We start from the raw sequence: 26603 nt of genomic DNA on the forward strand, positions 1-26603 counted from the left end.
TCCTTACATCTTGAAGCGCGCACCCATCAGGAACGTGCGGCCGAAGTGGTTATACTCGTAATTGCGGTTCGCATACAGGTCGGTGTACCGGCTGCGATAATTGTCGGTGAGGTTGGTGCCTTCCAGCGACAGTTCGAAGTTCTGCGTGATCTTGTAGCGGAACGAGGCGTCGACGTTGACCGTCTCGTTATAGCCTTCGAACAGGTTGCCCGTCGCCGATGCGCCGTCGATATAGGGGCTGCGATAGCTGACCGAGCCGCGCGCCGAGAAGCGCTTGTCCTCATAATAGAGCGTGCCGTTATAGGCGCGCTTCGACAGGCCGTAGAGAGTCTCGGTCCGCGTCGTGTTGGGCAAAGCACCCAACGCCCCGCTCGGCCGGGTGATGCCCGTCGCCGGCCCGCCCTGCGTATAGGTCGCGCTCGAATCGACGAAGGTCGCATTGGCAAGGAAGCCGAAGTTGCGCAGGAAGCCCGGCAGGAAGCGGAAGGTCGACTGCAGTGCGATCTCGATGCCCTTCAGCGACGCACCCGTACCGTTGACCGGCGAGGTGATCTGCCACAGCTGCCCTTCCGGATTGAGCGCCGCCGGCGAGCTCGCCGGGATGACACCGAGCGGCAGGCCGGTCGAGGCGAAGGTGCCGCTGCGCGTCGCCGACACCGGGAAGCTCTGGATGTTCTTCTTGAACAGCGCGACCGAGAAGATCGACTGCGGCGCGAAATACCATTCGCCCGACAGGTCGAAGGCGGTGGCGCGGAACGGGTCGAGCTGCGGATTGCCGAAGTTGACGCGATAGTTGAACCCGTCGACCGACCCGCCCGGGGTCAGGCTGCCCAGGCTCGGCCGGGTGATCACCTTGGCGATCGCGCCGCGGATGATGACGTCCTTGGCCGGGAAGAAGGCGACGTTCATCGCCGGCAGCCAGTCGTCATAGGTCCGCTCGATCGTCACCGGCGTGTTGGTGGTGACGCCATTGGCGGTGGTCGAGGTCAGGCCGGTCGACTTCTGCAGCGTGTGGACATAGCGCATGCCGGCATTGGCGGCATAGCGCAGGCCCAGGATGTCGCCCTTGACGTCGAACTCGGCATAGCCGCCGCTGACCTCTTCCGACACGCTGCGCGTATCGCCGACGGTGACGGTCGGCGTGCGGCTGTACAGGCCAGTATATTGCGCGGCCGCGCCGATGTTGGGGATCAGGAACTGCGTCGTGGTGCCGTTCGGCTGGCCGGCGTCGGGCAGGGTGAACAGCTCGCCCAGATTGGTCGCCGGAAAGCCGTAGACGCCGGTCGGGCCGATGTTGGTGTTGGGCGTGCAGGTGATCGTGCCGAGCACGACGTCACGGCCGCCAGCGTTCGGGCAGACCACGGCGTCGCGCGCGAACGCCTTGGTGTTGAACGAGAACCGCCGCCACAGCGCGCCCGACTTGATCTGGAAGCCGTCGGTGACGTCCCATTCGGTGCGCAGCTGCGCGGTGCGGAAGTCGTTGACCGTCTCCGACGGCCGGTCGCGGATTTCGGCGAGCTGGAAGTTGGCCGGATCGGTGACGCTGGTGCCGAAGCTGATCAGCGGCTGCTTCATGTTGGTATAGTCGTAGCGGAAGTTCTGCGCGTCGCGGTCGTCGAACACGAAGGTCGTCTCGACCGGGATCGTCGCGTCGGACTTGGAATAGCCGCCGAGCAGCGTGAACCGGAACTTGTCCGTCACGTCCTGATCCCAGCTGCCGCCGATCTGGTAGAATTCGGTCTGCGACTGGCGCAGATAATGTTCGGTGCGGACATAGGCGTCGTTGATCGTCGCCGCGACCAGATTGTTGTTGGCGTCGATGGTGTAGTTGCTGATGTCCATCTGCCGCTCGTTGGAGCGCAGCAGCACCTCGCCCCACTTCTCTTCACGCGTCTCCTTGAAGCGCGAATAGAGGCCATCGATCGAGATCTTGGTGGAATCGGTGGGGGCGAACTGGATGCTGCCGGTCAGGCCCAGCCGCTCGCGGTCGTGCCGCACCGAACCGTAGCGCGGGATGCGCGGATGGAAGGCGAGCGCGACCTGGTCGCAGGCGCTGCCCACCGCCGCCGTATAGGTGCCGCCGCGATTGGGCGCGCTGAAGCACGGCGTGCCGTTGACCGAATCGAACACGCCCTGCGCCCAGCGCGTCGTGTTGTTGCCGAGCTCGAAATTGTTGGTCTTCTGATAGGCCGCCGACACCGACACGCCGAACGTGCCCGCATCGTTCTTATACGACAGCAGCCCGGCGAGGCGCGGCCCCCAGTTCTTCGACAGGTCGTTGTAGCTCGCCTGTCCGGACAGCACGCCGGTGAAGCCGGTCTTGCCGCCCAGCGGATTGCCGGTGTTGAGATCGACCACCGCGCCCAGCGACCCTTCGTCCAGGCTCGCCTCGGCGGTCTTGTGAACGACGATCGAGTTGAACAGCTCGGACGCGAAGACGTTGAAGTCGAAGGCGCGATCGCGGTTCGACGAGGCGCCGTCGGTCGAGGTCGCGACCGTTTCCAGGCCGTTGACGCGGACCCGCGTGAACTGCGCGCCGAGACCGCGGACGGTGATCGCGCGGCCTTCGCCGGCGTCGCGCTGGATCGAGATGCCGGGAATGCGCTGCAGCGATTCGGCGAGGTTCTGGTCAGGGAATTTGGCGATGTCTTCGGCGACGATCGCATCGACCGATCCGACCGCCTCGCGCTTGACGTTGAGCGCGGCGTCGAGCGAGCGGCGGAAGCCGGTGACGACGATGTCCGGGCCGCCGTCGGCGGCGGTCTGCGACGCGTCGGCGGGGGTGCCGTCGGGGTTGCGCACGTCGGCGCCCGTATCCTGCGGCGCGTCACCGGGCACCACCGCGGTCTGCGCCGGGGCCGGATCGACGTGCGGCGGCTGGCCCGGCGTCGCCGTCTGCGGGATCTGCGCCGCCTGCGCGAAGGCGGCGGCGGGCAGCAGCATCGCCAGCGTCAGCGCGCCGGACGATACGCCGGCGAGGCGCGCCAGGCGGCGGCTCGAAATCTTGGTCATCGCATCCACTCCCCATCGACCCGGCGGGCCGCTGTTTTCCGTTCCTGACACCGGTTCCGCTGTGCGGACCCCGGCGGTTTGCGGTTTGAGGGGAGAATGGGCCCGGCAGAGCCCCTGTCCAGCAATCCTCCCCATCGGCATGGCCGGTTTTGACCGGTCCGTGACCGGCTCCCACTGCTTTAGGGTAACCGGTGTCAGCAGGATGTCGTGGCCGCCGCCTCCTGTCAACACCGTATCGCTCCAGGGTCGAGCCGAACCCACTGGCGCAGCGTCCCCACTTGCGTCAGGTTAGTGAAGTTTGACGGGGAGAGGGCCGCGATGACGACACGGATGCGGCGGCTGACAATGGTGCTCGCGCTTGGCCTCGCCATGCCGGTCGCTGCGATCCCCGCCATGCCGCAATCCGATCCGGTCACGACCGCACCGCGCGACGACGACATCATCGTCAACGGCCAGCGCATCCGGATCGACGGCGGCTTGTGGCGGTTCAGCAGCACCCGGGTGCTCGACACGACCCGCCGCGGCGGGAGCGCGCGGGCATGGGCGCGCTGCATCGCGGCCGGGGACAGGACGGCCGTGCTGATGCAGCTCATCGATCGCCTTCCCGTAGCGAACGCCAGCGGCGCGTCGGCCGAGATCTGTGGCCCGCTGCGCTTCGCCCTGACGGGCGCGAGGCTGCGCGGCCGGCAGAGCTGCATGCGCTCGGCCGGTGGCCTGACCCCGAAGGTACAGACCAGCGTGCTGCGCGTCCGCGCTGACCTTGGGGATAATGCCGTGTCGATCCGCTACGACCGCAAGAGCGAGATCGCCCAGCGCGGCATCGCCCTGGCGCAGGACCATGGGGTTGAGGCCATACGCATCGGCGACTGCGCCCTCTCCCCTGAAGGCGCCCGGACCGTCGCCCTGCCCGCCCCGCCGCAATCAGCAGCGGCACCGGGCCAGCAGCTGTCGCCCAAGTCCCGCGCCGAAGCCGAGATCGTCCGCGAAGCCGCCGAGGCGCCGTCCGAACAGTCCAACCTCCCGCCACTGCCGGTGCCGAAGGTCGAAGGCGACCCGAACGACATCGTCGTGATCGCCCGGCGTTTGCGGCTGATGCGGCTGCATTATGCGTCGAGCGGTCGCATCCTTGCCTGGTGCCATGCCGACGTCTCCAGCGGCGACAAAAGGGTCGACCGGATCGGCTGCGCGATGCTGCGCGCCTGCGTCCGCGAGGGCAATGAGACGCGCGACACCGCCCTCACCTGCCTGCGCCGCAAGATCGATGAGGTCGCCGCCGACGCCGACGACGCCGCCCGCCCGCGCGGGTGACGGCACGCGACGGCAACCTGCCGTTGCCGGTTCGAAAGCAAGCCTCGGGTTGCGGCCCCGCCCCCGAAGCGCCATCCCGGCATCATCATGGGGGACCGTTCTTCGACGCGCGCCGGACTGCTGTTCGGCATCGGCGCCTATACCGCCTGGGGCCTGCTGCCCTTCTACCTCCATCTGCTCGCGGCGGTGCCGCCGCTGCAGGTTCTGGCGCACCGCATCCTGTGGTCGCTGCTGCTGCTCGTCACCATCCTGATCGTGACGGGACGCTGGCGCGCGGTGCTGGCCGCGGCACGGGGCCGCACGCTCTTCGCATTGGCCGGGAGCGCGGCGCTGATCGGGGTCAATTGGTTCGTCTACATCTGGTCGGTCGACAATGCCCATCTGGTCGAGGCCAGCCTCGGCTATTTCATCAACCCGCTGCTCAACGTCCTGCTCGGCGTGCTGGTGCTCGGCGAACGGCTCGGGCGGGTACAGGCGCTGGCGGTCGGCATCGCCGCGGCCGGGGTGCTGGTGCTGGCGATCAGCGGCGGCGGGGCGCTATGGATCAGCCTCGCGCTGGCGCTGAGCTTCGGCTTCTACGGCCTGATCCGGAAGGTGGTGGCGATCGATGCGCTGGGTGGGCTGACCGTGGAAACCGCGCTGCTCGCGCCGCTCGCCGCGGGCGTGCTGTTCGTCGCGGCGGGAGGGGGGCATGGCGCCTTCGGCCACGACTCGCAGCTCAGCTGGCTGCTGGTCCTCGCCGGCCCGGTCACGGCGGCGCCGCTGCTGATGTTCGCCGCCGGGGCGCGGCGGCTGCGCTACACGACCATGGGTCTGCTGCAATATATCGCGCCGACGCTGCAATTCCTCGAGGCGCTGCTCGTCTATGGCGAGCCGGTGCGGCCGGCGCAGCTCGTGACCTTCGCCGCAGTCTGGACCGGCTGCGCCCTCTATGCCTGGAGCAGCATCACCGCCGCGCGCCGCGCTCAGGTACCGGGCTGAATATAGGGCACTCGCGCGAACAGTTCGCGTTGCCAGGCGCGTGGGTCATTCTCGACATGCGTGCGAACGTCGAACACCATCGTCGCGCGGGTCGGCAGCGTATAGTGCGGCCAGCGCGGCAGCCCGGCGTGATTGGGATCACCGGTCTTGGCGAAGGCGACGAAGCTCTCCTGCATCGCCGTGCTCGCGGCGCGGGCGTCGGGGCCAGTGCCCGTCTCCGAGCCCTTCGCGCCCAAGGTGCCGAAGACGAGCGGGATGTCCATCGTGTGGAAGGCACCGCGCCGCGGCTCGATCCGCGAGGTGAAGTCGACCTGGTAGACGAAGCCGGGCGCACCGGCCTTCGCCCGCTCCTCCGCCTCGATCACCTGCCCGCGCCAGCTCCGCCCCGCGGTGGTCGCCGCATAGAAGACGTCGGTCGGGCTCCAATCGGGGTAGCGGGTCCGATATTCGCGCACGACCCATTCGGGCAGGATGTCGATGCGCAGCTCCGGCGCCATTCGCTCGGCGACATTGTCCCAGGTCAGGCCGCGGACCCGGGGTGAGTCGATGCCGATAAAGGCGCGCGTCTCATCGTGGACGTTGCCCAGCATCATCGGAATCGACAAGCCCTGCGGGTTGGCGTCGGGCCAGAACGGGTGGCGGGTCAGCCACGTCATGTCGAGCACCGGCCCGAAATAGACCCCGCCGCCGAGGATCGGATCGGTCGCGTCGAGCGCCTCGACCAGCCGCGCCGTGGGCAGCGTGAGCAGCGGCGACAGGTCGCTTGTCGCGACGCCCAGCTTCGCAAGATAGGCGCGCGCACGCGCCGTCGCGTTGAGCGGCCCCGAGGCGGTGACCTGCTGTCCGCTCATCGTTGCGGCGCGCTGGAACAGGCCGCGAGCGGCGGGCATGCCCATCATCGTCGCAATCTTGGCGCCGCCCCCCGACTGGCCGAACACCATGACCCGCGACGGATCGCCGCCAAAGGCCGCGATATTGTCGCGCACCCAGCGCAGCGCGAGGATCAGGTCGAGTTGCCCGGCATTGCCGCTGTCCGGGACGCGCGGGTCGAGCCGGGCGAGATACAGATAGCCGAAGGCATTCAGCCGGTGGTTGACCGTGACCACGACCACGTCGCCGCGTGCCGCCAGCGCCTGCCCGTCGTTGAGCGGATCGGTGACGCTGCCGTTGGAATAGGCGCCGCCGTGGATGTACAGCATCACCGGCTTGTTGGCGCCGGCCCGCGGTTCGGCCGACCAGACATTGAGGAACAGGCAGTCCTCGTCCTGCGGTCCGTAGGATCCCCTCTGCGGGCAGACCGGGCCGAAGGCGCGGGCGGCGATCACGGTGCGCGCGGGCGGCTCGGCGACCGGCGCACGGAAGCGGGCGGCGCGACCGTAGCGGATGCCCTTCCAGCTGCCGACGCCGTCGACCACGCTGCCGGCGAAGGCTCCGGCGCGGCAACGCACCAGCGCCGCCGGCGCAATCGCCGCCTTCGCTCCTGCGGCGATCAGCGCGGCGCCGGCACCAAGCGCGCCACGGCGCGTCCAGCCCTCAGCGCCGGACATCGAGGCCTCCGGCGAGATAGGCGTCGATATCGGCCTGTCGGAACAGCGCCGCGTCACCGGGCAGCGAATGTTTGAGCGCGGTCAGCGCCAAACCGGTCGCCGCCGCCTGGGCGATGTCGCCGCCGCTGCGCAGGCCGTGCAGCACGCCGGCCGCGAAGGCGTCGCCGCCGCCGATCCGGTCGACGATGCCGGCCAGCACCACCTCCTCGGTCTGCGCATGCGCGTCGCGCGTGTCGATCCGCGCGGACAGGCGGTTGAGGTCGACATGCTCGACATGCCGCGCGGTCGAGGCGATCGTCTGCAACTTGGGGAAGGCGGCAAAGGCGGCATCGCATGCCTCGCGCCGGCGATCCTCGCCCTCGCCGGAGAAGTCGCGGCCGAGCAGCAGCGCAATATCGCGATGATTGCCGAACATCAGATCGGCATGGGCGACGAGGCGGGTCAGGATGCCGCGCGGATCGGACTCCCACCGCTCCCACAATTTGCCGCGCCAATTGCCGTCGAACGAGACGGGAATGCCGCGCGTGCTGGCGGCTTCGGCGGCGGCGATGGCACTCTCGGCCGGAACGGGGCCGAGCGCGGGTGTGATGCCCGACAGGTGGAGCCGGTCGACGCCGGCGAGCAGCGTGTCCCAGTCCCAGGCGTCGACGGGCGCCTCCGCGAAGGAGGATCCGGCGCGATCGTAGATCACCTCGGTGGCGCGCATTCCCGCGCCCGAGGTGACGAAATACAGGCCCATCCGGTCGCCGCCGAACCGGATGGCGGCGGTGTCGACGCCATGGCCGCGCAGCGTCGTGATCGCGCTACGGCCCAAATCGTTGTCGGGCACGCGCGTCGCGATGCCGACGTCATGGCCAAGCTTGGCGAGGGCGGTGACGACGTTCGCCTCCGCGCCCGCGACCCAAACGTCGAAGCGCGGCGTCTGTAGCAGCAATTCGCGCCCCGGCGGTGACAGGCGCAGCATGATCTCGCCGAATGCCAGCAACTTGCCCATGCTGTCCTACCTCCCCTTGCCCCTGCTCCGCGCGGCCTTGGGCTCAGCGCGCCAGCCAGCCGCCGTCGACCGCCAGGATATGCCCGTTGACATAGGCCGCCGCATCGCTCGCCAGGAACACGGCGGCGCCACCCAGATCGGCCGGATCGCCCCAGCGGCCGGCGGGAATCCGCTCCATGATCGAGCGGTTGCGCGCCTCGTCCGCCTGCAAGGCCGCGGTGTTGTTGGTCGCGATATAGCCCGGCGCGATCGCGTTGACGCTGATCCCCTTGGCCGCCCATTCGTTGGCGAGCAGCTTGGTCAGGCCGCCGATGCCGCTTTTCGACGCAGTATAGCTCGGCACGCGGATGCCGCCCTGGAAGGTCAGCATCGAGGCGATGTTGATGATCCGCCCCTTGCCCTGGCCGATCATGTGCCGCCCGGCGGCCTGGCTGAGGAAGAACACTGACTTCAGGTTGGTGTCGACCACCGCATCCCAGTCCTCTTCGGTGAAGTCCACCGCATCGGCGCGGCGGATGATGCCGGCATTGTTGACCAGGATGTCGAGGCCACCGAGCTTCTCGACCGTTTCGTCGACGACGCCCTGAACCGGCTCGATCGTCGACAGATCGGCGGAGACGATCTCGGCGCGGCGGCCGAGCTGGCGGGCCTTGGCCACCGTTTCTTCCGCCGGCGTACGGCCGACGCAGGCGACATCCGCGCCTGCGGCCGCGAGCGCCAGCGCGATCGCCTGGCCGATCCCGGTGTTGGCGCCGGTGACGACCGCGACGCGGCCGGTGAGATCGAAGGGGTTGGTCATATCAGCTCCAGATTCCCCTCCCGCTGGCGGGAGGGGTTAGGGGAGGGCAGGTCGCGACAGTCCGGCCGGGGGCATGGCGCAACCGCCCTCCCCCAGCCCCTCCCGCAAGCGGAAGGGGAGTTTTACGCGAGCTGACAGATGTCCAGCACGTTCATGTCGGTATAGTCTTGGTTCTCGCCCGCCATCGCCCAGATGAAGGCATAGGATTTGGTCCCCGCGCCCATGTGGATCGACCAGGGCGGGCTGATCACCGCTTCCTCATTCTGCATGACGATGTGGCGGGTCGCTTCGCCTTCGCCCATGAAGTGCATGACGCGGTCGGTATCGAGATTGTCGAGCTCGAAGTAGAAGTAGATCTCGCTGCGGCGCTCGTGGATGTGCGGCGGCATCGTGTTCCACACGCTCCCCGGCTTCAGCACGGTCAGGCCCATCACCAGCTGCGCGCTGTCGCAGACGCCGGGGATGACGAGCTGGAAGATCGTCCGCTCGTTCGATTCCTCGAGGCTGCCGCGCTCGAGCGCATTGGCGTCGGCGATGCCGAGCAGGCGCGTCTGGAACGCCTTATGCGCCGGGCAGGAGGCGAGATAGAAGCGCGCGCCCTCGCCGGAGAATTGCACATCCTTGGCGCCCATCGTGACGTACAGGCAATCCTTGTTGCCGAGCGTGAAGCTCTCGCCGTCGACGGTGACGGTGCCCTCGACCTTGCCGACGTTGACGATCGCCAGCTCGCGACGCTCGAGGAAGGGGTGGCCGGCGGCCGACTTGGGTTCGGTCTGATCGGGCAGCTTGACCGAAGCGCCCGCCACCGCGACACCGCCGATCACGAACCGCTCGGCATGGGTGTAGACGAGCACGCACTCGCCCTCGCGGAACAGGTTCTGGATCAGATAGCGGTCGCGCAGCTCGTCATTGGAGACGCATTCCATCATGTCGGGATGCGTGGCGTAATAGGTGCGGTCGAACATGAAAGTCTCCGAAAGGCTCAGGCGGCGACGCTGTCGCACATTTTGAAATCACTTCCCATAGGGGAAGACGACGGCGCATCGACCCGATAGGCGCGGCGGACCAATCCGCTGGTCAGTTCCTGCGCCAGTTCCGCCGCCTCCCAGTCCTGCAGCCGATGCTCGGCGACGAGGCGGGCGAGGAAGCCGCAGTCGACCCGGCGGGCGACGTCGTGGCGCGCCGGGATCGACAGAAAGGCGCGGGTGTCGTCGTTGAAGCCGACGGTGTTGTAGAAGCCCGCCGTCTCCGTGGTCATCTCGCGGAAGCGGCGCATCCCCTCCGGCGAATCGTGGAACCACCAGGCCGGCCCCAAGCGCAGACACGGATAATGGCCGGCCAGCGGCGCCAGCTCGCGCGCATAGACGCTTTCGTCGAGCGTGAAGAGGATGATCGTCAGGTCGCGCTCGTTGCCGACGACGTCGAGCATCGGCCTGAGCGCATGGACGTAGTCGGTGCGCGTCGGAATGTCGGCACCCTTGTCGCGGCCGTGGCTGGCGAACAGAGCGGCGTTATGGTTGCGATAGGCGCCGGGATGCAGCTGCATCACCATGCCGTCGGCGACGCTCATCCGCGCCATCTCGGTCAGCATCTGCGCGCGAAACAGCTCGGCATCGGCGGGCGTCCAGTCGCCGCCGACGATGCGCGCGAACAGCACCTCGCACTCGGCGGTCGACAAATTCGCGGTCTGCGCGGTCAGGTGGCCGTGGTCGGTGGCGGTCGCGCCGGCGGCGCGGAAGTCGGCGCGGCGCTTGGCATGCGCCGCCAGATAGCCGCGCCAGCTGTAGACGTCCTCACCGGTCAGTTCGGCGAAGCGCCGCATCGCCGGCACGAACGCCTCATGCTCGATGTCGATGACGCCGTCGGGGCGGTAGGTGGTGACCACCCGCCCCTGCCAGCCCGATGCCTGGATGCGATGATGCGCGTCGAGACTGTCCTGCGCGCCCTCGGTGGTGGCGAGGAAGTCGATGCGGAAGCGGTCGAACAGCGCGCGCGGGCGGAAGGCGTCGCTGGCGAGCTTTTCGCCGATCGTGTCGAAATAGCGGTCGGCGGTGGCGCTCTCCAATGCGACGTCCATCCCGAACACCTCGGCGAAGACATGGTCGAGCCACAGCTGCGACGGCGTACCGCGGAACAGGTGATAATGGTCGGCGAACAGCCGCCATGCCGCGCGCGGATCGGTCGCCGGCGTGCCGCCACGATGCGGGATGGCGAGCGCATCCAGATCGACGCCCTGGCTGTAGAGCATGCGGAAGATGTAATGATCGGGCGCAAGCAGCAACTGCGTCGCATCCGACCATGCCGCATTGTCCGCGAACCAGCGCGGATCGGTGTGTCCGTGCGGGCTGACGATCGGCAGGTCGGCCACCTCAGCGTACAAGGCCCGCGCGATGCCGCGCGTCGTCGGGTCGGCCGGCAGCAGCCGGTCGGGGTGCAATGCGAGCGCCCGGGTCATGACGATTCCTCTCCTCTTGACGATCTGGTAACCGGTGTCAGAGCCATGCGCAACCCGGTCAGGCCGGTGGCGACGCCACCGACCCGCGCCGGATCAGCGTCGACAGGAACAGCGACGGCTCCTCGACCGGTTCGGCCTCGTCATCGTCGCCGCCGATCAGCTTGAGCGCGGCGGACCGCGCCATCGACGCGATCGGCCAGCGCACCGTGGTCAGCGGCGGCCAGACATGCGCGGCGATCGGCGTGTCGTCGAAGCCGATGATCGACAGGTCGCGCGGGATATCAAGGCCGCGCTGGCGGGCGGCATGGATGACGCCGGCCGCCATCTCGTCGTTGCTGGAGAAGATCGCCGTCGGCCGCGGGATCACGTCGAGCAACCGCTCGGCCGCGACCAGCCCCGATTCGAACGTGTAATTGCCGTCCGCGACCATCGACCGAGGCAGCGCGATCCCCGCCTGCGCCAGCGCCTCCTCGAACCCGAGCCGCCGTTCGCGCGCCGAACGAAAGCCGTGCGGACCGGCGACCAGGCCGATGCGACGATGCCCCTGCGCGATCAGATAGTCGGTGGCGATGCGCACCGCCTCGCGATCGTTCGAGGCGACCATGCGCCCCGACGTATCCAGGGCCGCCGACCCCATGCGGACGTAGCGGCAGCCGATATCGGTGCACAATTGCGCCACCGAGTCATTCTCGCTGACCGGCGGCATCAGCAGCACGCCGAACAACCGCTGTCGTTCGAGGAAATGGCGCAGGTCTTCGAGCATCGTCGCCGAACCGCGATCCAGCGGCCGCACCACCATTTCGAATTCGGTGCCGTGCAGCGCCTCCAGCATGCCCTGCTGGACGTTCATCACCGTCTGCGCATTGGGATTGTCGTGGACCAGGCCGATCAGGAAGTTGCGGCGCAGCGCCAGCGCCCGCGCCTGCGGATTGGGAATATAGCCCAGGCCGCCGATCACCTCCTCGACCCGCCGCCGCGTCTCCTCGCCGAGCAACGGCGACCGGTTGATGACGCGGCTGACCGTCTTCTTGGAGACGCCGGCGATGCGGGCGACGTCGTTGATCGTGGGCTGGCCGCTCTTTCGCATGACCCACGCTAGCGTGACTCCGAAAGGCGGACCAGTCTTGTGCTGGCGCCATTTTTGACCCACTATCTGACACCGGTTTCCGATGAACGCCCAAGACAGTGAGAGGATGATGGCCAGAGCGCTGCAAATCGACGCGCGCGACACCGTCGCGACGCTGCTGGAGGATGGCCGCGTCGGCGACGTTGCGATGGGCGTGACCTTGGCAGCGGACGTGCCGCGTGGCCATAAGGTCGCGCTGGCGCCGGTCGCGCCCGGCGAACCCGTCCTCAAATTCGGCTATCCGATCGGTCGCGCCACGCGCCCGATCGTTCCCGGCGAGCATGTCCATAGCGACAATGTGGCGACCGCATTGGAGGGGAGCGGCGCCTATCGCTACGATCCCCAGCCCCAAGCCCAAATCGCAACGGCGTCAACCGCGACATTCGAAGGCTATGTGCGCGCCGACGGACGGGTGGCGACGCGCAACGAGATCTGGGTGTTGCCGACGGTCGGCTGCGTCGCCCGCACCGCCGAGCGCATCGCGAGGGAGGCCGGGGCCAGACTGGCGGGGGTCGTCGACGGCGTCCATGCCTTCACGCATCCGCACGGCTGTTCGCAGCTCGGTCAAGATCTGGACGGTGTCCGCGCGATCCTCGCCGGTCTCGCCTGCCATCCCAATGCCGGCGGCGTGCTGCTCGTCGGGCTCGGCTGCGAAGAGAATCAGGTTGCCGAACTGCTCGCCGCCATCCCGGCGGAGCGTCATCCGATGGTCCGCTCCCTCGCCGCGCAGTTCAGTGCCGACGAGGTCGGCGAAGGCGTCGCGTTGGTCGAGGAACTCGCCGCGCTCGCCCGGGCGCCGCGGCAGCGGGTTGGGATCGACCGGCTGGTGCTGGGCGTCAAATGCGGCGGCTCGGACGGCCTCTCGGGTCTGACCGCCAATCCGCTGGTCGGGCGGATCAGCGACGCGGTGGCAGGCGCCGGCGGGCGCGTCGTGCTGACCGAGATACCGGAAATCTTCGGCGCCGAGCAGATGCTGATGGATCGCGCCGCCGACCGTGACGTGTTCGAGGCGATGGTTAGCGTAATCGGCGGCTTCCGCCAGTATTTCATCGATCACGGCGAGCCGATCTCCGAAAATCCGTCGCCGGGCAATGTCGCGGGCGGAATCACCACGCTGGAGGAAAAGTCGCTGGGTGCGGTGCAGAAGGGCGGCCGGGCGACCGTCACCGACGTCATTGCCTATGGCGGGCGGGCGCGCACCGACGGGCTCACCCTGCTCGAAGCGCCGGGCAATGATGCGGTGTCGTCGACCGCGCTCGCCGCGGCGGGGGCGACGGTGATCCTGTTCACCACCGGGCGCGGCACGCCGCTCGGCTTTCCGGTGCCCACGATCAAGATCGCATCCAATTCGACGCTCGCCGCGCGCAAGCCGGGGTGGATCGACTTCGATGCCGGCCTCGTCCTCGAAGAGGGGTTCGAGGCGGCGGAGATCGCGCTGCTCGACCGCATCTGCGCGATCGCATCGGGAGAGGAAACCGCGGCCGAGCGCAACGACGAACGCGAGATCGCAATCTGGAAACGCGGGGTGACGCTATGACCCGCCTGTCCCGCGCGACCCTGTCGACCTTGCCCGGCGAGATCGCCGCGCCGCGCAGCCGGCCGCCGATCGGCACCAGCATCGTGCATTTCGGGCCCGGCGCCTTTCACCGCGCGCATCAGGCCGCCTATATCGACACGCTGCTCGATGCGGACCCGCGCTGGGGCATCGCCGCCGTGTCGATGCGCAGCCGCGGCACGGTCGCGGCGCTGGCGGACCAGGACGGCCTCTACACGCTCGCCATCCGTGATACGCAACCGGCGATGCGCGTCATCGGCGCGCACACGCGCTTCCTGGCGCCCGACGCGGCGGCGGAGACGCTGGCGCTGCTCGCCGATCCGGCCGTCACGTTGGTCACCACCACCGTGACCGAGAAGGGCTATTGCCTGAGCGCGGACGGCGCGCTCGATCGTGATCACCCGGACATCGTCCACGATCTTGCGGACGGTGGCGCGGTACCGCGCAGCGTCGTCGGCTGGATCGTCGCCGGCCTGGCCGCGCGGCGTGCCGCCAGCGCCGCTCCGTTCGTGCCGATGCCGTGCGACAATCTCGCGTCGAACGGCGCCAAGCTGCACGCCGCGCTGGTCGCCTTCGCCGGCGGCCGCGATCCTGCTCTCGCGGACTGGATCGCGGGCGAGGTCCGCGTGCCGTCCACCATGGTCGATTCGATCACCCCTGCCGCCGACGATGCGCTCTATGCCGCAGTCGCGGAGGCGATCGGGGTCGAGGATCACGCCGCCGTCCAGCGCGAGGCCTTTGCGCAATGGGTGATCGAGGATGTCGGCGTGCCGCTCGGCCCGGATCTCGCCGCCGCGGGCGCCACCCTGACCTCCGACGTCGCGGGCTATGAGAAGGCGAAGCTGCGCATCCTCAACGGCGCGCATTCGACGCTCGCGTATCTCGGGCTGCTGCGTGGCCACGCCAGCGTCGCCGAGGCGATGCAGGATGGGCCGCTGGCGCACTTCGTCGACGCGATGATCCGTGAGGACATCACCCCGCAATTGCCGGCGGTGCCGGGCCTCGACCTCGATGCCTATCGGGCCGCCGTGCTGGCCCGCTTCCGCAATACCGCGATCGTCCACCGGCTCGACCAGATCGCGATCGACGGCTCGCAGAAGCTGCCCTACCGGCTCGGCGACACGCTGGCGGCGAACCGTGCCGCCGGTCGATTGCCGCACCGGGTGGCGATCGCGCTCGGGGGCTGGGTCGCTTTCCTGATGATGCGATCGCGGCAGGGCGTGTCCATCGCCGATCCGCACGGCTCCGCCCTTGCCGCCGCGGCGGCGGATGGCGACGCGCGCACGGTCGTCCGACGGCTCGTCGAGGCCGGTTTGGGCCTGCCGCCGACGATCGCCGGCGACGATGCGCTGCAGCGCGCGATCACCGCCTCGGCGGAGGCGGCAGGCGCCGGCCGATGGGACGAACTGTTGCGATAGCGCCGGTCGGGCGCTTGCCATTGACACCGGTTTCCCATAGCGTCGCGGCCAACGAGAATAGATCAGAGAGAGGGGGGCCAGTGCAGCCCGACGTGACCACCGACAACAGCCGCAGCATCGCGGACGCCTTCGTCGCGGCGCGGCGCGACGGCATTGCACTGCCCGATTATCCGGGCGACGTGCCGGCGACGCTGGCCGACGCCTATCGCGTGCAGGATCATGCGCTCAGCCTGGCAAGCGGCACGGTTGCGGGCTGGAAGGTCGGCCGGATCAATCCCCCCATCGACGGCATCGATCGCCTGTCGGGCCCGATCTTCGCCGATCAGGTGATCGACGCGCAGAACGGCGACATCGTCGCCATGCCGATCTTCGCCGAGGGCTTCGGTGCGGCGGAGGCGGAATTCCTGCTGCGCATCGGCACGGCGCCCGATCCCGCCAAGACGGCCTATACGATCGACGAGGCGCGGGCGCTGATCGACGCGGTGCATGTCGGCATCGAGATCGCCTCCTCCCCCTTCCCCGGCATCAACGCGCTGGGCGCCACGGTGACGATCAGCGACTTCGGCAACAACAACGGCCTGGTCGTCGGTGCCGAGGCGGAGGGCTGGCGCGAGGGCGACCTCAACGACTGGCGGGTGACGCTGTCGGTCAACGGCGAGCAGATCGGCGACGCGACGACCGCGACGATGCTCGACGGTCCGTTCGGCGCGGCCCGCTTCCTGTTCGAGCATATGGCCGCTCGTGGGATCGCACTGACCGCCGGGCAATGGATTTCGACCGGTGCGGTCACCGGCGTCCATCCGGTCGCGGTCGGCGACCGGGTCGACACGAGCTTCGACGGCCGGTTCGCCGTCGCCTGCACGATCAAGGCCCGCTGAGAGGCCCCAAGACCAGGAGAGCGAGAGGATGGCAACCACAGTCCACGAGGGAGCCCCGCCCGCCGGCGTCGGTCGTTATCGCTGGGTGATCTGCGGCCTGTTGTTTGCGGCGACCGCGATCAACTATGTCGACCGGCAGATGATCGGCGTGCTCAAGCCGACGATCTCCGCCGAACTGGGCTGGTCGGAAACGACCTATGCCGACGTCATCTTCTGGTTCCAGGCCGCATACGCGATCGGCTATCTGAGCTTCGGGCGGATCGTCGATCTGGTCGGCGCGCGCATCGGCTATTCGATTGCCTTCGTGATCTGGACGCTCGGCCACACGCTGTGCGGCTTCGTCAACTCCGCCTTCCAGTTCTCGATCGCGCGCTTCATCCTGGGCGTCGGTGAGAGCGGCAACTTTCCGGCCGGCATCAAGGCGGTGACCGAATGGTTTCCGGCCAAGGAGCGGGCGCTCGCCACCGGCGTCTTCAACGCGGGCGCCAATGTCGGCGCGGTGGTGACGCCTTTGGTCGTGCCGGCGATCACCCTCGCCTTCGGCTGGCGGATGGCGTTCATCGTCACCGGCATCGCCAGCTGCCTGTGGCTGGTCGCGTGGATCGCGGTCTATCGCCGCCCGCGCGAGACGGCCAAGGTGTCGGCGAGCGAGCTCGCCTATATCGAGAGCGATCCCGCCGACCCCGTCCAGCCGATCGGCTGGGGCCGCATCCTGCGCTATCGCGAGACCTGGGCCTATGCGCTGGGTAAGTTCCTGATCGATCCGATCTGGTGGCTGTTTCTGTTCTGGACGCCCGACTTCCTGGCCAAGACCTACAATCTCGACCTCAAGAGCTTCGGTCCGCCGCTGGTCGTCATCTACCTGATCTCCGACCTGGGCAGCGTCGCGGGCGGCTGGTCGTCGTCGCGGCTGATGAAGCGCGGGCTCAGCGCCAATGCGGCGCGCAAGATCACCATGCTGGTGTGCGCCTTCCTAGTGATGCCGATCTTCGCCGCGCAGTACATCAGCAGCCTGTGGCTGGCGGTCGCCGTCGTTGGCCTGGCCACCGCGGCGCACCAGGCCTTCTCGGCCAACCTCTATACGCTGCCGTCGGACATGTTCCCGCGCGCCGCGGTCGGATCGGTGGTCGGCATCGGCGGCACGGTCGGCGCGATCGGCGGCATGATGATGGCCAAGTTCACCGGCTACATCCTGCAGACGACGGGCAGCTACACGCCGATCTTCGCCGTCGCCGGATCGACCTATCTGATCGCGGTGATCGTCATCCACCTGCTCAGCCCGCGGCTGGCGCGGGTCGACGCGGCCTGATCTATCCAAGACAGAGCGGCAGCAAGCCGCCGGTCACGTAAGCACGAACCGCCCTCACCCTTCCTGCCCGGCTGCGTCGGGAGGCGAGAAGCGCCGGGAGGATGAGGGTGGAGCCACGGAGAGGCTCTATGCATTACTCGCTCCTAGCATTGGCGACCGCCCTTGCCGCCGCCACGCCGGCCGCGGCGCAGACCGATGGGCTGCTGTTCCGCATGTCCGCCGACAAGGATCTGACCGCCGAGGTCGCGGGCGGGGCGGCGGTGCCCAATTTCCGCAGCAACGTGGGCGTCGTGCCGGACGGCGCGATCGGCGGCGCGGCGCGCTGGGCGGACGACGGCTATGTCGCCTGGTCCGCGCCGGGCAACATGATCGCGCAGCGCGGCACTGTGTCCTTCTTCTGGCGGCCGCGCGCGCCGCTCGGCGAGGCGCCCTTCGTCATCTTCCGCGCCGGCTTCGCCGATCATACCAGCTGGGACATGGCGTTCCTGCGCATCGACTGGAACGGTCACGGCTTCGACGCCTTCGTCACCGACACCAATCTGTCGCGCATCCGTGTGTCGTGGCGGATCGACCAGATCCCCAGCCCCGACCAGTGGCGGCATATCGCCTTCGCCTGGGACGAGGCGAAGGGGGTGCAGCTGTTCGTCGACGGCAAGCCGGTCGCCAAGCTCGACCAGCGTGCCGACCTCGATTCCGGCCTCGACCAGTTCGGCCTGGCCGGGCGGGTGATGTCGCCGCATCAGGTGCAGAGCCGATACAATTTCATGCGCGGGTCCGATCTTGACGAACTTCGCGTATATGACCGGATGCTGGGCGCCGGCGACGTCGCCGCGCTGGCCGCCAAGGGCAAGCCCGCCCCGCAGCCTGTCAGCCAGGATAGGTCAGCATGGCTGCACCGTTTCGGCTGGGACAAGACATCGCCGCCGCTGCTGACCGACCCGGTGACGCGCATCCGCAAGGTCGAATTCGCCGACGCCAAGGATCTGAAGGAGTGGATGTACAAGGGCGTCGACGGCATCGCCGAGACGACCTGGCCCGGCGTCTACAATCGATCGAAGCTGCCGGGGCGCGACGATTATTTCGAGCTGCCCGACTGGAACGTCTATGTCGAGGGCGGCAAGCGCTACGACCTGACGGTGCCCGCCGGCGAGACGTTCAACCGCGTCGAGATCCGCGGTGCCGCATACGGCAACCTGTCCTGGACGGACGCCGGCGGTAAGGATCAGACCCTCGCCACCCGCGCCAAGGGCGTCGTGCGCAGCGTCGATGCGGTGAAGCCCCGTACCGGCGGCACGCTGCATTTCACCAACGTGATGCAGGAACAGCCGATCCAGGAGCTCTGGGCCTATGACGTCGGCGCCGGCGCGGTGCCGAAGGGCAGCGTCACGCTGAGCTACACGGTCGATGCCGCCGCCTCGCCTCGGCTGGCGGCGCTGGCGCCGCTCAACGCCTATATCGCCGGCCGTTTCGCGCCGGAGGAACGCAGCACCGTGGTGGCGATGCCGTCGGCGGGAATGAAGGTGGCGGTCGGTGCCGGCGCCGCCGGTGCATCGGGCAATGCGGTGCGCCGCGCCGCCGGCCGGCCGATCGTCCATGTGCTGATCCCGGCGAGCTTCGGCGATGCCTTCCCGGACCAGCCGCTGGCGCGCGCCTGGGACTATGGCTGGCAGAATCTGCACGACGGGCTGGACGGGATCGCCATCGACCTGCCCGCCCTGAAGGGTGGCGTCGGGTCCGGGGGCACGATCCCGCTCAACATCCGCGTCCACGATCCGCTGTGGCCGGGGCGCGACATGATCGACGTGTCCGTCTCCGTCCGCGCGGGCGAGGCGCGCACGCTCTGGCTCGATCTGCGCGACCGCATCCTGCCGAACGACAGCCTGTTCCTGACGCTCGCCTCCGCCGATGCCGGCTTCGACGCCGACAGTTTGAACGGCGCGAAGATCCGGCTGGTGTTCAAGCCGCGCGCCGAGGCGCTGAAGGAGCATGTCGCCGACCGGTTCGCGCAGGTGAAGGACAATTGGGGCTTCCTGGTCGAGGAGCATACCGCCTCGCAGCGTGCCGGCCTGTACCGCCGCGTCTATGCCGACATCACCGACCTGCTGCGCGTCGCGCCCGACCATGAACAGGCGCGCGCCTATTGGGCGGACATCAACTACCGGCCGGAAAACCTGCCGCCGGTGGCGCTGCCCCCTGCCCCCGCCGGCGTGCCGCTATGGGCGACGCGGCAGCTCGACGATCTGAAGATCACCCGCGACTTCGTGCTATGGTGGATCGACCATCGCCAGGTGCCCTATGGCGACTTCGGCGGCGGCATTTCGGACGACGTCGACCTGACCCAGCAATGGCCGGGTCTGGCGCTGATGGGGGTCGAGCCGGACAAGGTGAACGCCTCGCTGCGCGCATTGTCCGACGCGGTCTACAAGAACGGCATGCGGGTCAACGGACTCGGCTACATCACCACCGACGAGCTCCACGCCTATGAGGAGGGGCTGAACAGCGACGCCGAGCGGCTCTATCTCAACTGGGGCGAGCCCAAGGCGGTCGAGCGGCTGATGGACACGGTGCGTGCGCTGCAGGGCGTCATCCTCAAGAACCCTGCCGGCCACATGCATTTCGCGTCCAACTGGTATGGCGGGCGCAAGATGTACCGCGAGGGGCCGTGGGAATGGCAGAAGCCGTACAGCTTCACCGTTCTGCATGGGCCGATCCTGATCGGCCTGTACAACGGTAATCCGGCGGCGCGTGGCCTCGTCACCGGCGTGATCGACGGCTGGATGGCGCATGGCGAGCAGAATGCCGACGGCAGCTGGAGCTACCCCAACGAGATCAACTGGCGCACCGATGCGACGCGGGTCGGCGACGGGGGCGGCGTGACGACGCCGTTGCAGGGTGCCTGGGCGGCGTGGCGCTTCACCGGCGATGACAGATATCTGCGCCCGGTGCAGGCGCGGGTCGGCAAGGCGCCGGGCGGGCTCAACGAATTCGCCGAGAATGCCTTCGACACGATGCCGGGCGGGGCGGCGCTCCGTGCGAAGCTGGCCAAGACGGCGGGCGACGATCCGTTCGCGGCTTATGCGCGCTGGGCGGCGGGCGGCAATCTTGCGGGACTGGCATCGCTGCACGAAGCGGCGTGGACCGACAAGGCGCAGCACCAGTACATGTACACGGAGGGCCATTGGTGGTCCGACCGCGTCGACCAGCCCAACGACATCCTGCAGCGCGAGCGGCTGGGCGGCATCGCCCTCCGGCGCAACATGACCTGGCCGGGCAACACCGTCAGCTGGCGGTTTGCGACGCCGGGCGCGGCGGAGCAGGTCGCGATCCTGGTGCCCGGCGCGACGCGCGAGAAATTCCGCGTCATCGCCTACAACACCAGCGGCGTGGCGCAGAGCGCGCGCATGTCGACGTGGAACGTCGCCGCCGGCACCTGGCGGCTGCGCGTCGCGACCAGTAAAGATGAGGGCAAGACGCTGACCGGCGGAGACACGCGCGAGGTCACGCTGGAGCGCAGCGCCGGCACCGACGTCACCTTCGCGCCGGGTACCACGACGGTGATCGAGGCGGAACTGATCCGGGCCGGCACGCCGGTCGAGGCGCGTCCCGATCTCGGCATCGGCGCGGACGATGTGGTGGTGAAGGGCCGACAGGTGACGCTGACCGTGCACAGCCTGGGCTCGGTCGCGACCGGCGCCGGCGTCGCAACGCTGATGGCGGCGGACGGCCGTGAGCTCGCCCGCGCGGCAATCCCGCCGATCGAAGCGCCTCTCGACCTCAAGCCAAGGACGGTACAGGTGCGGATGACGCTGCCGGCCGACGCGAGAGCGGGCGTGACGGCACGCGTTGCGATGGCGGGCGACGCGCCGGAGGTGACGCTGCTCAACAATGCGGTGGCGGTGGGGCGGTGAGAGAGCTTGGCGGGACGCCCCCGTCCCCCTCCCGCTTGCGGGAGGGGCTAGGGGAGGGAATTCTCGCACGTAACGACTTGTGGTCACTGCCCTCCCCCATCCCCTCCCGCAAGCGGGAGGGGAGATCAGAAGTTGACCGCCGCTCGTTCCTCGCCGGAGCGCTCGCCCTGCCGCTGCTGCCCTCCACCACCGACACCCGCGCGGCGCTCGACGAGGCCGCCGCCCTTCCGCCATCGGAGGCGCTGGTCCGCCTCGCCGCCATCGACACCCGCAAGCTGGCGACCCGCGAGCGGCTCGACGTCGAGGCGGCGCGCGCCGGGCTGGCGATCGATCGCGATCTCGCCCGGTTCGGCGGCGGCGCGAAGCAGGGCTACCGCCCGGAGCCCGGCAGCATGGCGCGGCTGGCGCAGGGGGCAGACTGGTACCGGCTGCTGCTCGGCCGCAGCCTCGGGACGGTCGAGCCACGCGCCGCCCAGGCGCGGCTGGCGCAAGCGATGACGGCGTTGCAGGCCCGGGCCGACCGCGGCTTCCGCGCGATCGGCCTGACGCGGGGCAGCGTCGCCGACCGCTATCGCGCGCTGTGGCAGGACGAGCGTTTCCTGTTCGCCGACGACGATGCCGGCCGCGCCGCGGCGGTGGCGGCGATGACGCGCGAACTCGACGCCGCGCGCGGCCGCGTCCCCGTGCAGGTCGGCGCGGTGCCGGCCTGGGCCGCGGCCTGTTCGGTGCGGGCGCTGTCGCCCGCCGAGATCGCCGCGGGCAAGAACGGCTATCGCATCGTGCCGACGCCGACGGCGCCGGGCGCCTATATCGTCGATCTGCGTGACGTGCGGCGGCGGCCGGCGTGGACGCTGCCGAGCGTCGTCGCGCACGAACTGTTGCCGGGCCATATGATCCAGCTCGGGCTGGAGGGCGCGGCGCCGCCGCATCCACTGCGCCTCACCTATGCCGCGGCGTTCGTCGAAGGCTGGGGCATCCAGGCGGAAACGCTGGCGCCCTATGCCGATCCGCATGCGCGACTGGGGCATCTGCACTGGCTGATCTTCCGCGTCGGGCGGGCGCTCGCCGACATCGGCTTCCACCACGACGGCTGGAGCGCGGACGAGACGCGCGCGCGGCTGGTCGGCTGGCAGGGCGAGCCCGCCTATTTCGCGCCGTTCGACGTCGAGCTGGCGCGCATCCCGCGCGAACCGGCGAGCCGCGCGGCGGAGGCGCTGGCGTGGCTCGGCATCGCGGACGGTGCGCGGCGCTCCAGCGTGGCAGGGGCGCGGGGCTATTACCAGCGGCTGCTCGCCGACGGACGACGGCGGACGGAGCAACTGGCAGGCTGACCGGGCGGAGTGGTCGGGCGCCCCTAGCCCTCGCCGCGCAGCCGGTAGCCGACGCCGAGTTCGTTGGCGATGACGCTGCCGACCGGCAGGGGCGCCTCCAGCTTGCCGCGCAGATTGCGCACGACGATGCGCAGATATTCGATGCGCGGGTCCTCGTCCCCGCCCCAGGCGGCGGCGATGATGCGATCGTGGGTGACGACGCGGCCGACGTGCTGGGCGAGCAGCGCGAGCACGTCATATTCCTTGCGCGTCAGGTGCAGCTCTTCGCCGGCGCGGGTGACGCGGCGGCGGTCGAGGTCGATCGCCAGCTCGCCGGCATGGACGATCGGCGCCGCCGCGCTGCCGCTGCCGCGATGGCGCAGCGCGACGCGCAGGCGGGCGAGCAGTTCGTCGGTGTCGAACGGCTTGGTGACGTAATCGTCAGCGCCGAGGTCGAGCGCGGCGACCTTTTCCTCGGTGGCATCGCGCGCCGAGACGACCAGCACCACCCGCTGCCCGTCGCCCCGGAGCAGCGGCACCAGCCCCAGGCCGTCGCGATCGGGCAGGCCGAGGTCGAGCAGCACCGCATCGGGATGCTCAGCCGCCGCGAGGGCGAGCGCATCGCGGCCGTCGCGCGCCTCGACCACCTGATGGCCGGCGCGTTCCAGCGTGTTGCGCAGCAGGCGGCGGATCGCGACCTCGTCGTCGACGATGAGGACCTTGGCGGCCATCTACAGCCCGCCGCCGCCATCGCGCACGATCAGCGCGTGCGGGAAGATCAGGGTGAAGGCGGCGCCGCGCTCGTCCGTCCGGTTGCTTGCCTCGACGCTCATCCCCATGCTTTCCGCGAACGCCTTGACGATGGCAAGGCCGAGGCCGGTGCCGTGGATCGCGCGATCCGACCCTTCGAGCCGGCGGAACGTCTCGAACACCTCCGCCTCGCGGCCCGGCGGCAGGCCGGGGCCACGGTCGAGCACGGCGAGGCGCAGGCTCCCATGGCGGTGGCGGCCCTCGACGACGATCTCCGTGTCCGGATCGGCATAGCGGCCGGCATTGTCGAGCAGGTTGAGCAGGCAATGGTGGAGCAGTTGCGGATCGGCGCGGACCAAAGGCAGGTCGGGCGGCACGTCGAGGCGCACCGCATGCCCCTCCAGCGCGCGGCGCGCATCGTGGGCGGCGCCGGTGACCGCATCGCTGAGGTCGATCGCCTCGACCTTGAGCTTGAGCGCCCCCGCCTCGACCCGCGCCATGTCGAGCAGATTGGCGACAAAGCGGTTGAGCCGCGCCGCCTCGCCCTCGATCGTCGCGACCAGTTCGCCCTGCTGGTCGGCGGCGGCGCCGCGGCGCAGTTCGGCGGCCGCAGCCATCACCGCGGTCAGCGGCGTGCGCAGGTCGTGGCTGACCGAGGACAGCAAGGCCGCACGCAGCCGGTCGCGGGTGCGCACCGCGTCGACGTCGCGGATCTCCGCCTCCAGCCGCAGCCGCTCGAGCACCAGCGCCGCCTGGTCGATCAGGCCGGTGAGCAGGGGCAGCCGGTCGGCGCGGACCGGATCGCCGCCGCTCTCGCTGGCGAGGCCAAGCACCGCCAGCGTCCGCTCGCCGGCTTTCAGCGGCTGGAACAGCCATTCCGAGGCGGCGAGCGTCGCCGATCCCTTGCCCGCCGGATTGCCCGTGTCGAACGCCCAATTGGCGGCGGCCATGTCCATCGTCTGCAGGCTGTAGTCGGACCGCGTCGCCGCCTGCACCGCGACGCCGCCGCCCGGCGCGGGCGCGAGCAGCACGACCTGCACGTCGAACAGGCGGCGGATATCCTCACAGATCACCCGCGCCGCCTCCGCCGGGTCGTTGATCCCGCCCAAGCGGTGGAGGAAGCCGGCGAGCGTCGCATTGGCGCGCGCGCTCGCCGCGGCGAGATCGGCCTGCGCACGCACCCGCGCGGTCAGCTGGCTGGTGGCGATGGCGACGCCGAGCAGCACGAAGATCGACACGACATTCTCGGGATTGCTGACGCTGAGCGTGCCGACCGGCGGCAGGAAGAAGAAATTATAGGCGAGGCTGGAGGCGAGGCCGGCGAACAGGCCGGTGCGCAGGCCATAGAGGCTCGCCGCCGCCATCACCGGCAGCAGGTAGAGCAAGGCGACATTGCCGAGGTTGAGGACGTGGAACAGCGCGCTCGCCGCCGCGGTGACCGCCGCGACCAGCGCCAGCGTCGCGAGATAGCCGGTCGGCGAGCCCCAGGCGCCGCGCCTGGCGACGCGTTCGCGCGGTGCCGGCGCCTCCTCGACGGGCAGGACGTGGACGGTGACGCCGGGCGTCTCGCGGACCAGCCGGTCGACCACCGAGCCGTGGCGCAGCTCGAACCAGCGCGAGCGCTTCGATTTGCCGACGACCAGTTGCGTCGCGCGCGCATCGGCGAGGAAGCCGCGGATTCCCTCGACAACATTGGGTGCCGGCACCGTCGCCACCGCCGCACCGAGCTGGGTCGCCAGCGTCATCGTCTGGGCGAGGCGGCGGTGCTGCCCCTCGCCGAATTGCGCGGTGCGCGGCGTGTCGATGAACAGTGCCGTCCAGGGTGCGCGCAGCGCGTCGGCGGCGCGCTTCGCGGCGCGGACCAGTTCGTCGGCACCGGGGAATTCGCTGACCGCGACGACCAGCCGCTCGCCGCCTGCCCAGGTGCCGCCGACGCCGAGCGAGCGGACATGGTCGAGCATCTGCGCGTCGACCGCCTGCGCGGCGCGGCGCAGCGCCAGTTCGCGCAACGCCGACAGATTGGACTTGGAGAAGAAATGCGACAGCGCCCGCGTCGCTTCCTGCGGCAGATAGACCTTGCCCGCCTTCAGCCGCTCGATCAGCTCGTCGGGCGGGATGTCGACGACCTCGATCTCCGCCGCCTCGAGGATGCGGTCGGGCACCGTCTCGCGGACGCGGACGCGGGTGAAGCTGGCGACGACGTCGTTGAGGCTCTCGACGTGCTGGATGTTGACCGTGGTATAGACGTCGATCCCGGCGGCGAGCAGTTCCTCGACATCCTGATAGCGTTTGGGATGACGGCTGCCGGGCGCATTGGTGTGCGCCAGCTCGTCGACCAGCGCCAGCCGGGGGCTGCGGGCGAGGACGGCGTCGAGGTCCATCTCGTGCAGCGTGCGCCCCTCATAGGGGACGGCGCGGCGCGGCAGCACCTCCTGGCCGCGGACCAGCGCCTCGGTCTCGACGCGGCCGTGCGTCTCGACCACCGCGACGACGACATCCACGCCGTCGCGCCGCCGCGCCGCGCCTTCGGACAGCATCTCGAACGTCTTGCCGACCCCCGGCGCGGCGCCGAGGAAGATCTTCAGGCGGCCGCGCCCCTCCTGCGCGGCGGCGCGCAGTAGGGCATCGGGATCGGGACGCTCGCCCGCCGTCATCGGCGCGCGGCAGCGTCCAGCGCGCGATTGAGGGCAAGGACGTTGACGTGGGGGTCGCCGAACACCGAATCCTCGGTCGCGCGCGTGACGAGGCTGCGGACGGTCGCGACCGGCAGGCCGCGGACGCGGGCGATGCGGGGTGCCTGCGCCAGTGCGGCCTCCGGCGACAGATCGGGGTCGAGACCCGAGCCGCTGGCGGTGACGAGATCGGCGGGCAGCGGCCCGGTCATCCCTTCCGCCCGGCGTTTCGCGACGTCCGCCTTGACCCGGTCGATCAGCACGCGCGCGGTCGGACCGAGGTTGGAGCCCGACGAGGCAAGGCCGTCATAGCCCTTGCCGGCGGCGGACGGGCGCGTCTGGAAATAGCGGTCGCTGGTGAACGCCTGGCCGACGACGGTCGAACCGATCACGCGGCCGGACGCATCGCGCACCAGGCTGCCGTTCGCCTGGGCGGGAAAGATCGCCTGTCCGATGCCGGTCATGGCGAAGGGATAGACCAGTCCGAGCAGGATCGCGAACAGGATCGTCATGACGATCGCAGGCCGCAGGGCGGAGGTGATGTCTTGGTTCATTGTACCGTTCCTCTGCAAAGCCCCTCC

Annotated in this window: 18 protein-coding genes; 8 read left to right on the plus strand and 10 right to left on the minus strand. The window is 69.5% G+C overall.

All coding sequences use genetic code 11. From position 1 onward, the window contains the following. Nucleotides 1-3 precede the first annotated feature (3 nt). Entirely contained in the window at nt 4-3012 is a 3009-nt protein-coding gene (locus ACU5AX_RS08860; RefSeq protein WP_446690567.1) for a TonB-dependent receptor, read from the minus strand. A 318-nt stretch (nt 3013-3330) separates the two neighbouring features. Here ACU5AX_RS08860 and ACU5AX_RS08865 point away from each other — a divergent pair, with 318 nt between their 5' ends. Together ACU5AX_RS08865 and rarD are read left to right on the plus strand one after the other, a co-directional pair. Then, entirely contained in the window at nt 3331-4320 is a 990-nt protein-coding gene (locus tag ACU5AX_RS08865) for a hypothetical protein (protein WP_446690568.1), read from the plus strand. Between the two features lie 87 nt (nt 4321-4407). Next, nucleotides 4408-5301 (plus strand): EamA family transporter RarD, encoded by an 894-nt coding sequence (rarD, locus tag ACU5AX_RS08870; protein ID WP_446690569.1) that lies wholly within the window; start codon nt 4408-4410, stop codon nt 5299-5301. On the opposite strand, the gene ACU5AX_RS08875 is transcribed toward rarD, so the two are convergent. The 6 genes from ACU5AX_RS08875 to ACU5AX_RS08900 form a co-directional block, all read right to left on the minus strand. Continuing rightward, nucleotides 5286-6848, minus strand: coding sequence for a carboxylesterase/lipase family protein (locus ACU5AX_RS08875; protein ID WP_446690570.1), 1563 nt, complete (start codon nt 6846-6848; stop codon nt 5286-5288). The genes rarD and ACU5AX_RS08875 overlap by 16 nt on opposite strands. Continuing rightward, nucleotides 6835-7842 (minus strand): sugar kinase, encoded by a 1008-nt coding sequence (locus tag ACU5AX_RS08880; RefSeq protein ID WP_446690571.1) that lies wholly within the window; start codon nt 7840-7842, stop codon nt 6835-6837. The genes ACU5AX_RS08875 and ACU5AX_RS08880 overlap by 14 nt, the downstream gene beginning before the upstream one ends. A 43-nt stretch (nt 7843-7885) precedes the next feature. Further along, nucleotides 7886-8641, minus strand: a complete 756-nt coding sequence (gene kduD, locus ACU5AX_RS08885; RefSeq protein WP_446690572.1) for a 2-dehydro-3-deoxy-D-gluconate 5-dehydrogenase KduD — start codon at nt 8639-8641, stop codon at nt 7886-7888. Nucleotides 8642-8763: 122 nt separating this feature from the next. Then, nucleotides 8764-9606, minus strand: coding sequence for a 5-dehydro-4-deoxy-D-glucuronate isomerase (gene kduI / locus ACU5AX_RS08890; protein WP_198353549.1), 843 nt, complete (start codon nt 9604-9606; stop codon nt 8764-8766). 17 nt (nt 9607-9623) lie between these two features. Next, entirely contained in the window at nt 9624-11096 is a 1473-nt protein-coding gene (gene uxaC / locus ACU5AX_RS08895; protein ID WP_446690573.1) for a glucuronate isomerase, read from the minus strand. A 58-nt stretch (nt 11097-11154) separates the two neighbouring features. Further along, complete coding sequence (locus tag ACU5AX_RS08900; RefSeq protein WP_446690574.1) at nt 11155-12183, minus strand: LacI family DNA-binding transcriptional regulator; 1029 nt, start codon at nt 12181-12183, stop codon at nt 11155-11157. Between the two features lie 106 nt (nt 12184-12289). On the opposite strand from ACU5AX_RS08900, the gene ACU5AX_RS08905 reads away from it, so the two are divergent. The 6 genes from ACU5AX_RS08905 (at nt 12290) to ACU5AX_RS08930 (ending at nt 22621) form a co-directional block, all read left to right on the plus strand. After that, nucleotides 12290-13759, plus strand: a complete 1470-nt coding sequence (locus ACU5AX_RS08905) for a UxaA family hydrolase (protein WP_446690575.1) — start codon at nt 12290-12292, stop codon at nt 13757-13759. Then, nucleotides 13756-15195 (plus strand): mannitol dehydrogenase family protein, encoded by a 1440-nt coding sequence (locus tag ACU5AX_RS08910; protein ID WP_446690576.1) that lies wholly within the window; start codon nt 13756-13758, stop codon nt 15193-15195. Before ACU5AX_RS08905 ends, ACU5AX_RS08910 begins: the two co-directional genes overlap by 4 nt. Nucleotides 15196-15275: 80 nt before the next feature. Next, a complete protein-coding gene (locus ACU5AX_RS08915; RefSeq protein WP_446690577.1) occupies nt 15276-16073 on the plus strand; it encodes a 2-keto-4-pentenoate hydratase in 798 nt (265 codons plus the stop codon). A 28-nt stretch (nt 16074-16101) separates the two neighbouring features. Next, entirely contained in the window at nt 16102-17382 is a 1281-nt protein-coding gene (locus tag ACU5AX_RS08920; RefSeq protein WP_446690578.1) for an MFS transporter, read from the plus strand. Nucleotides 17383-17510: 128 nt separating this feature from the next. After that, on the plus strand, nt 17511-21290 hold the full coding sequence (locus ACU5AX_RS08925; protein ID WP_446690579.1) for a LamG-like jellyroll fold domain-containing protein: 3780 nt from the start codon (nt 17511-17513) through the stop codon (nt 21288-21290). Between the two features lie 77 nt (nt 21291-21367). Beyond that, nucleotides 21368-22621: a DUF885 family protein gene (locus tag ACU5AX_RS08930; protein WP_446690580.1), complete on the plus strand. Its 1254-nt coding sequence runs from the start codon at nt 21368-21370 to the stop codon at nt 22619-22621. Nucleotides 22622-22644: 23 nt separating this feature from the next. Here ACU5AX_RS08930 and ACU5AX_RS08935 read toward each other — a convergent pair whose 3' ends face one another. From ACU5AX_RS08935 to kdpC, 3 genes are read right to left on the minus strand one after another with little or no spacing between them, the layout of a single operon-like run. After that, complete coding sequence (locus ACU5AX_RS08935) at nt 22645-23331, minus strand: response regulator transcription factor (protein ID WP_446690581.1); 687 nt, start codon at nt 23329-23331, stop codon at nt 22645-22647. Further along, a complete protein-coding gene (locus ACU5AX_RS08940; protein WP_446690582.1) occupies nt 23332-26004 on the minus strand; it encodes a DUF4118 domain-containing protein in 2673 nt (890 codons plus the stop codon). Further along, on the minus strand, nt 26001-26576 hold the full coding sequence (kdpC, locus tag ACU5AX_RS08945; RefSeq protein WP_446690583.1) for a potassium-transporting ATPase subunit KdpC: 576 nt from the start codon (nt 26574-26576) through the stop codon (nt 26001-26003). Before kdpC ends, ACU5AX_RS08940 begins: the two co-directional genes overlap by 4 nt. Nucleotides 26577-26603 lie beyond the last annotated feature (27 nt).

The organism is Sphingomonas benefaciens, assembly GCF_052907485.1.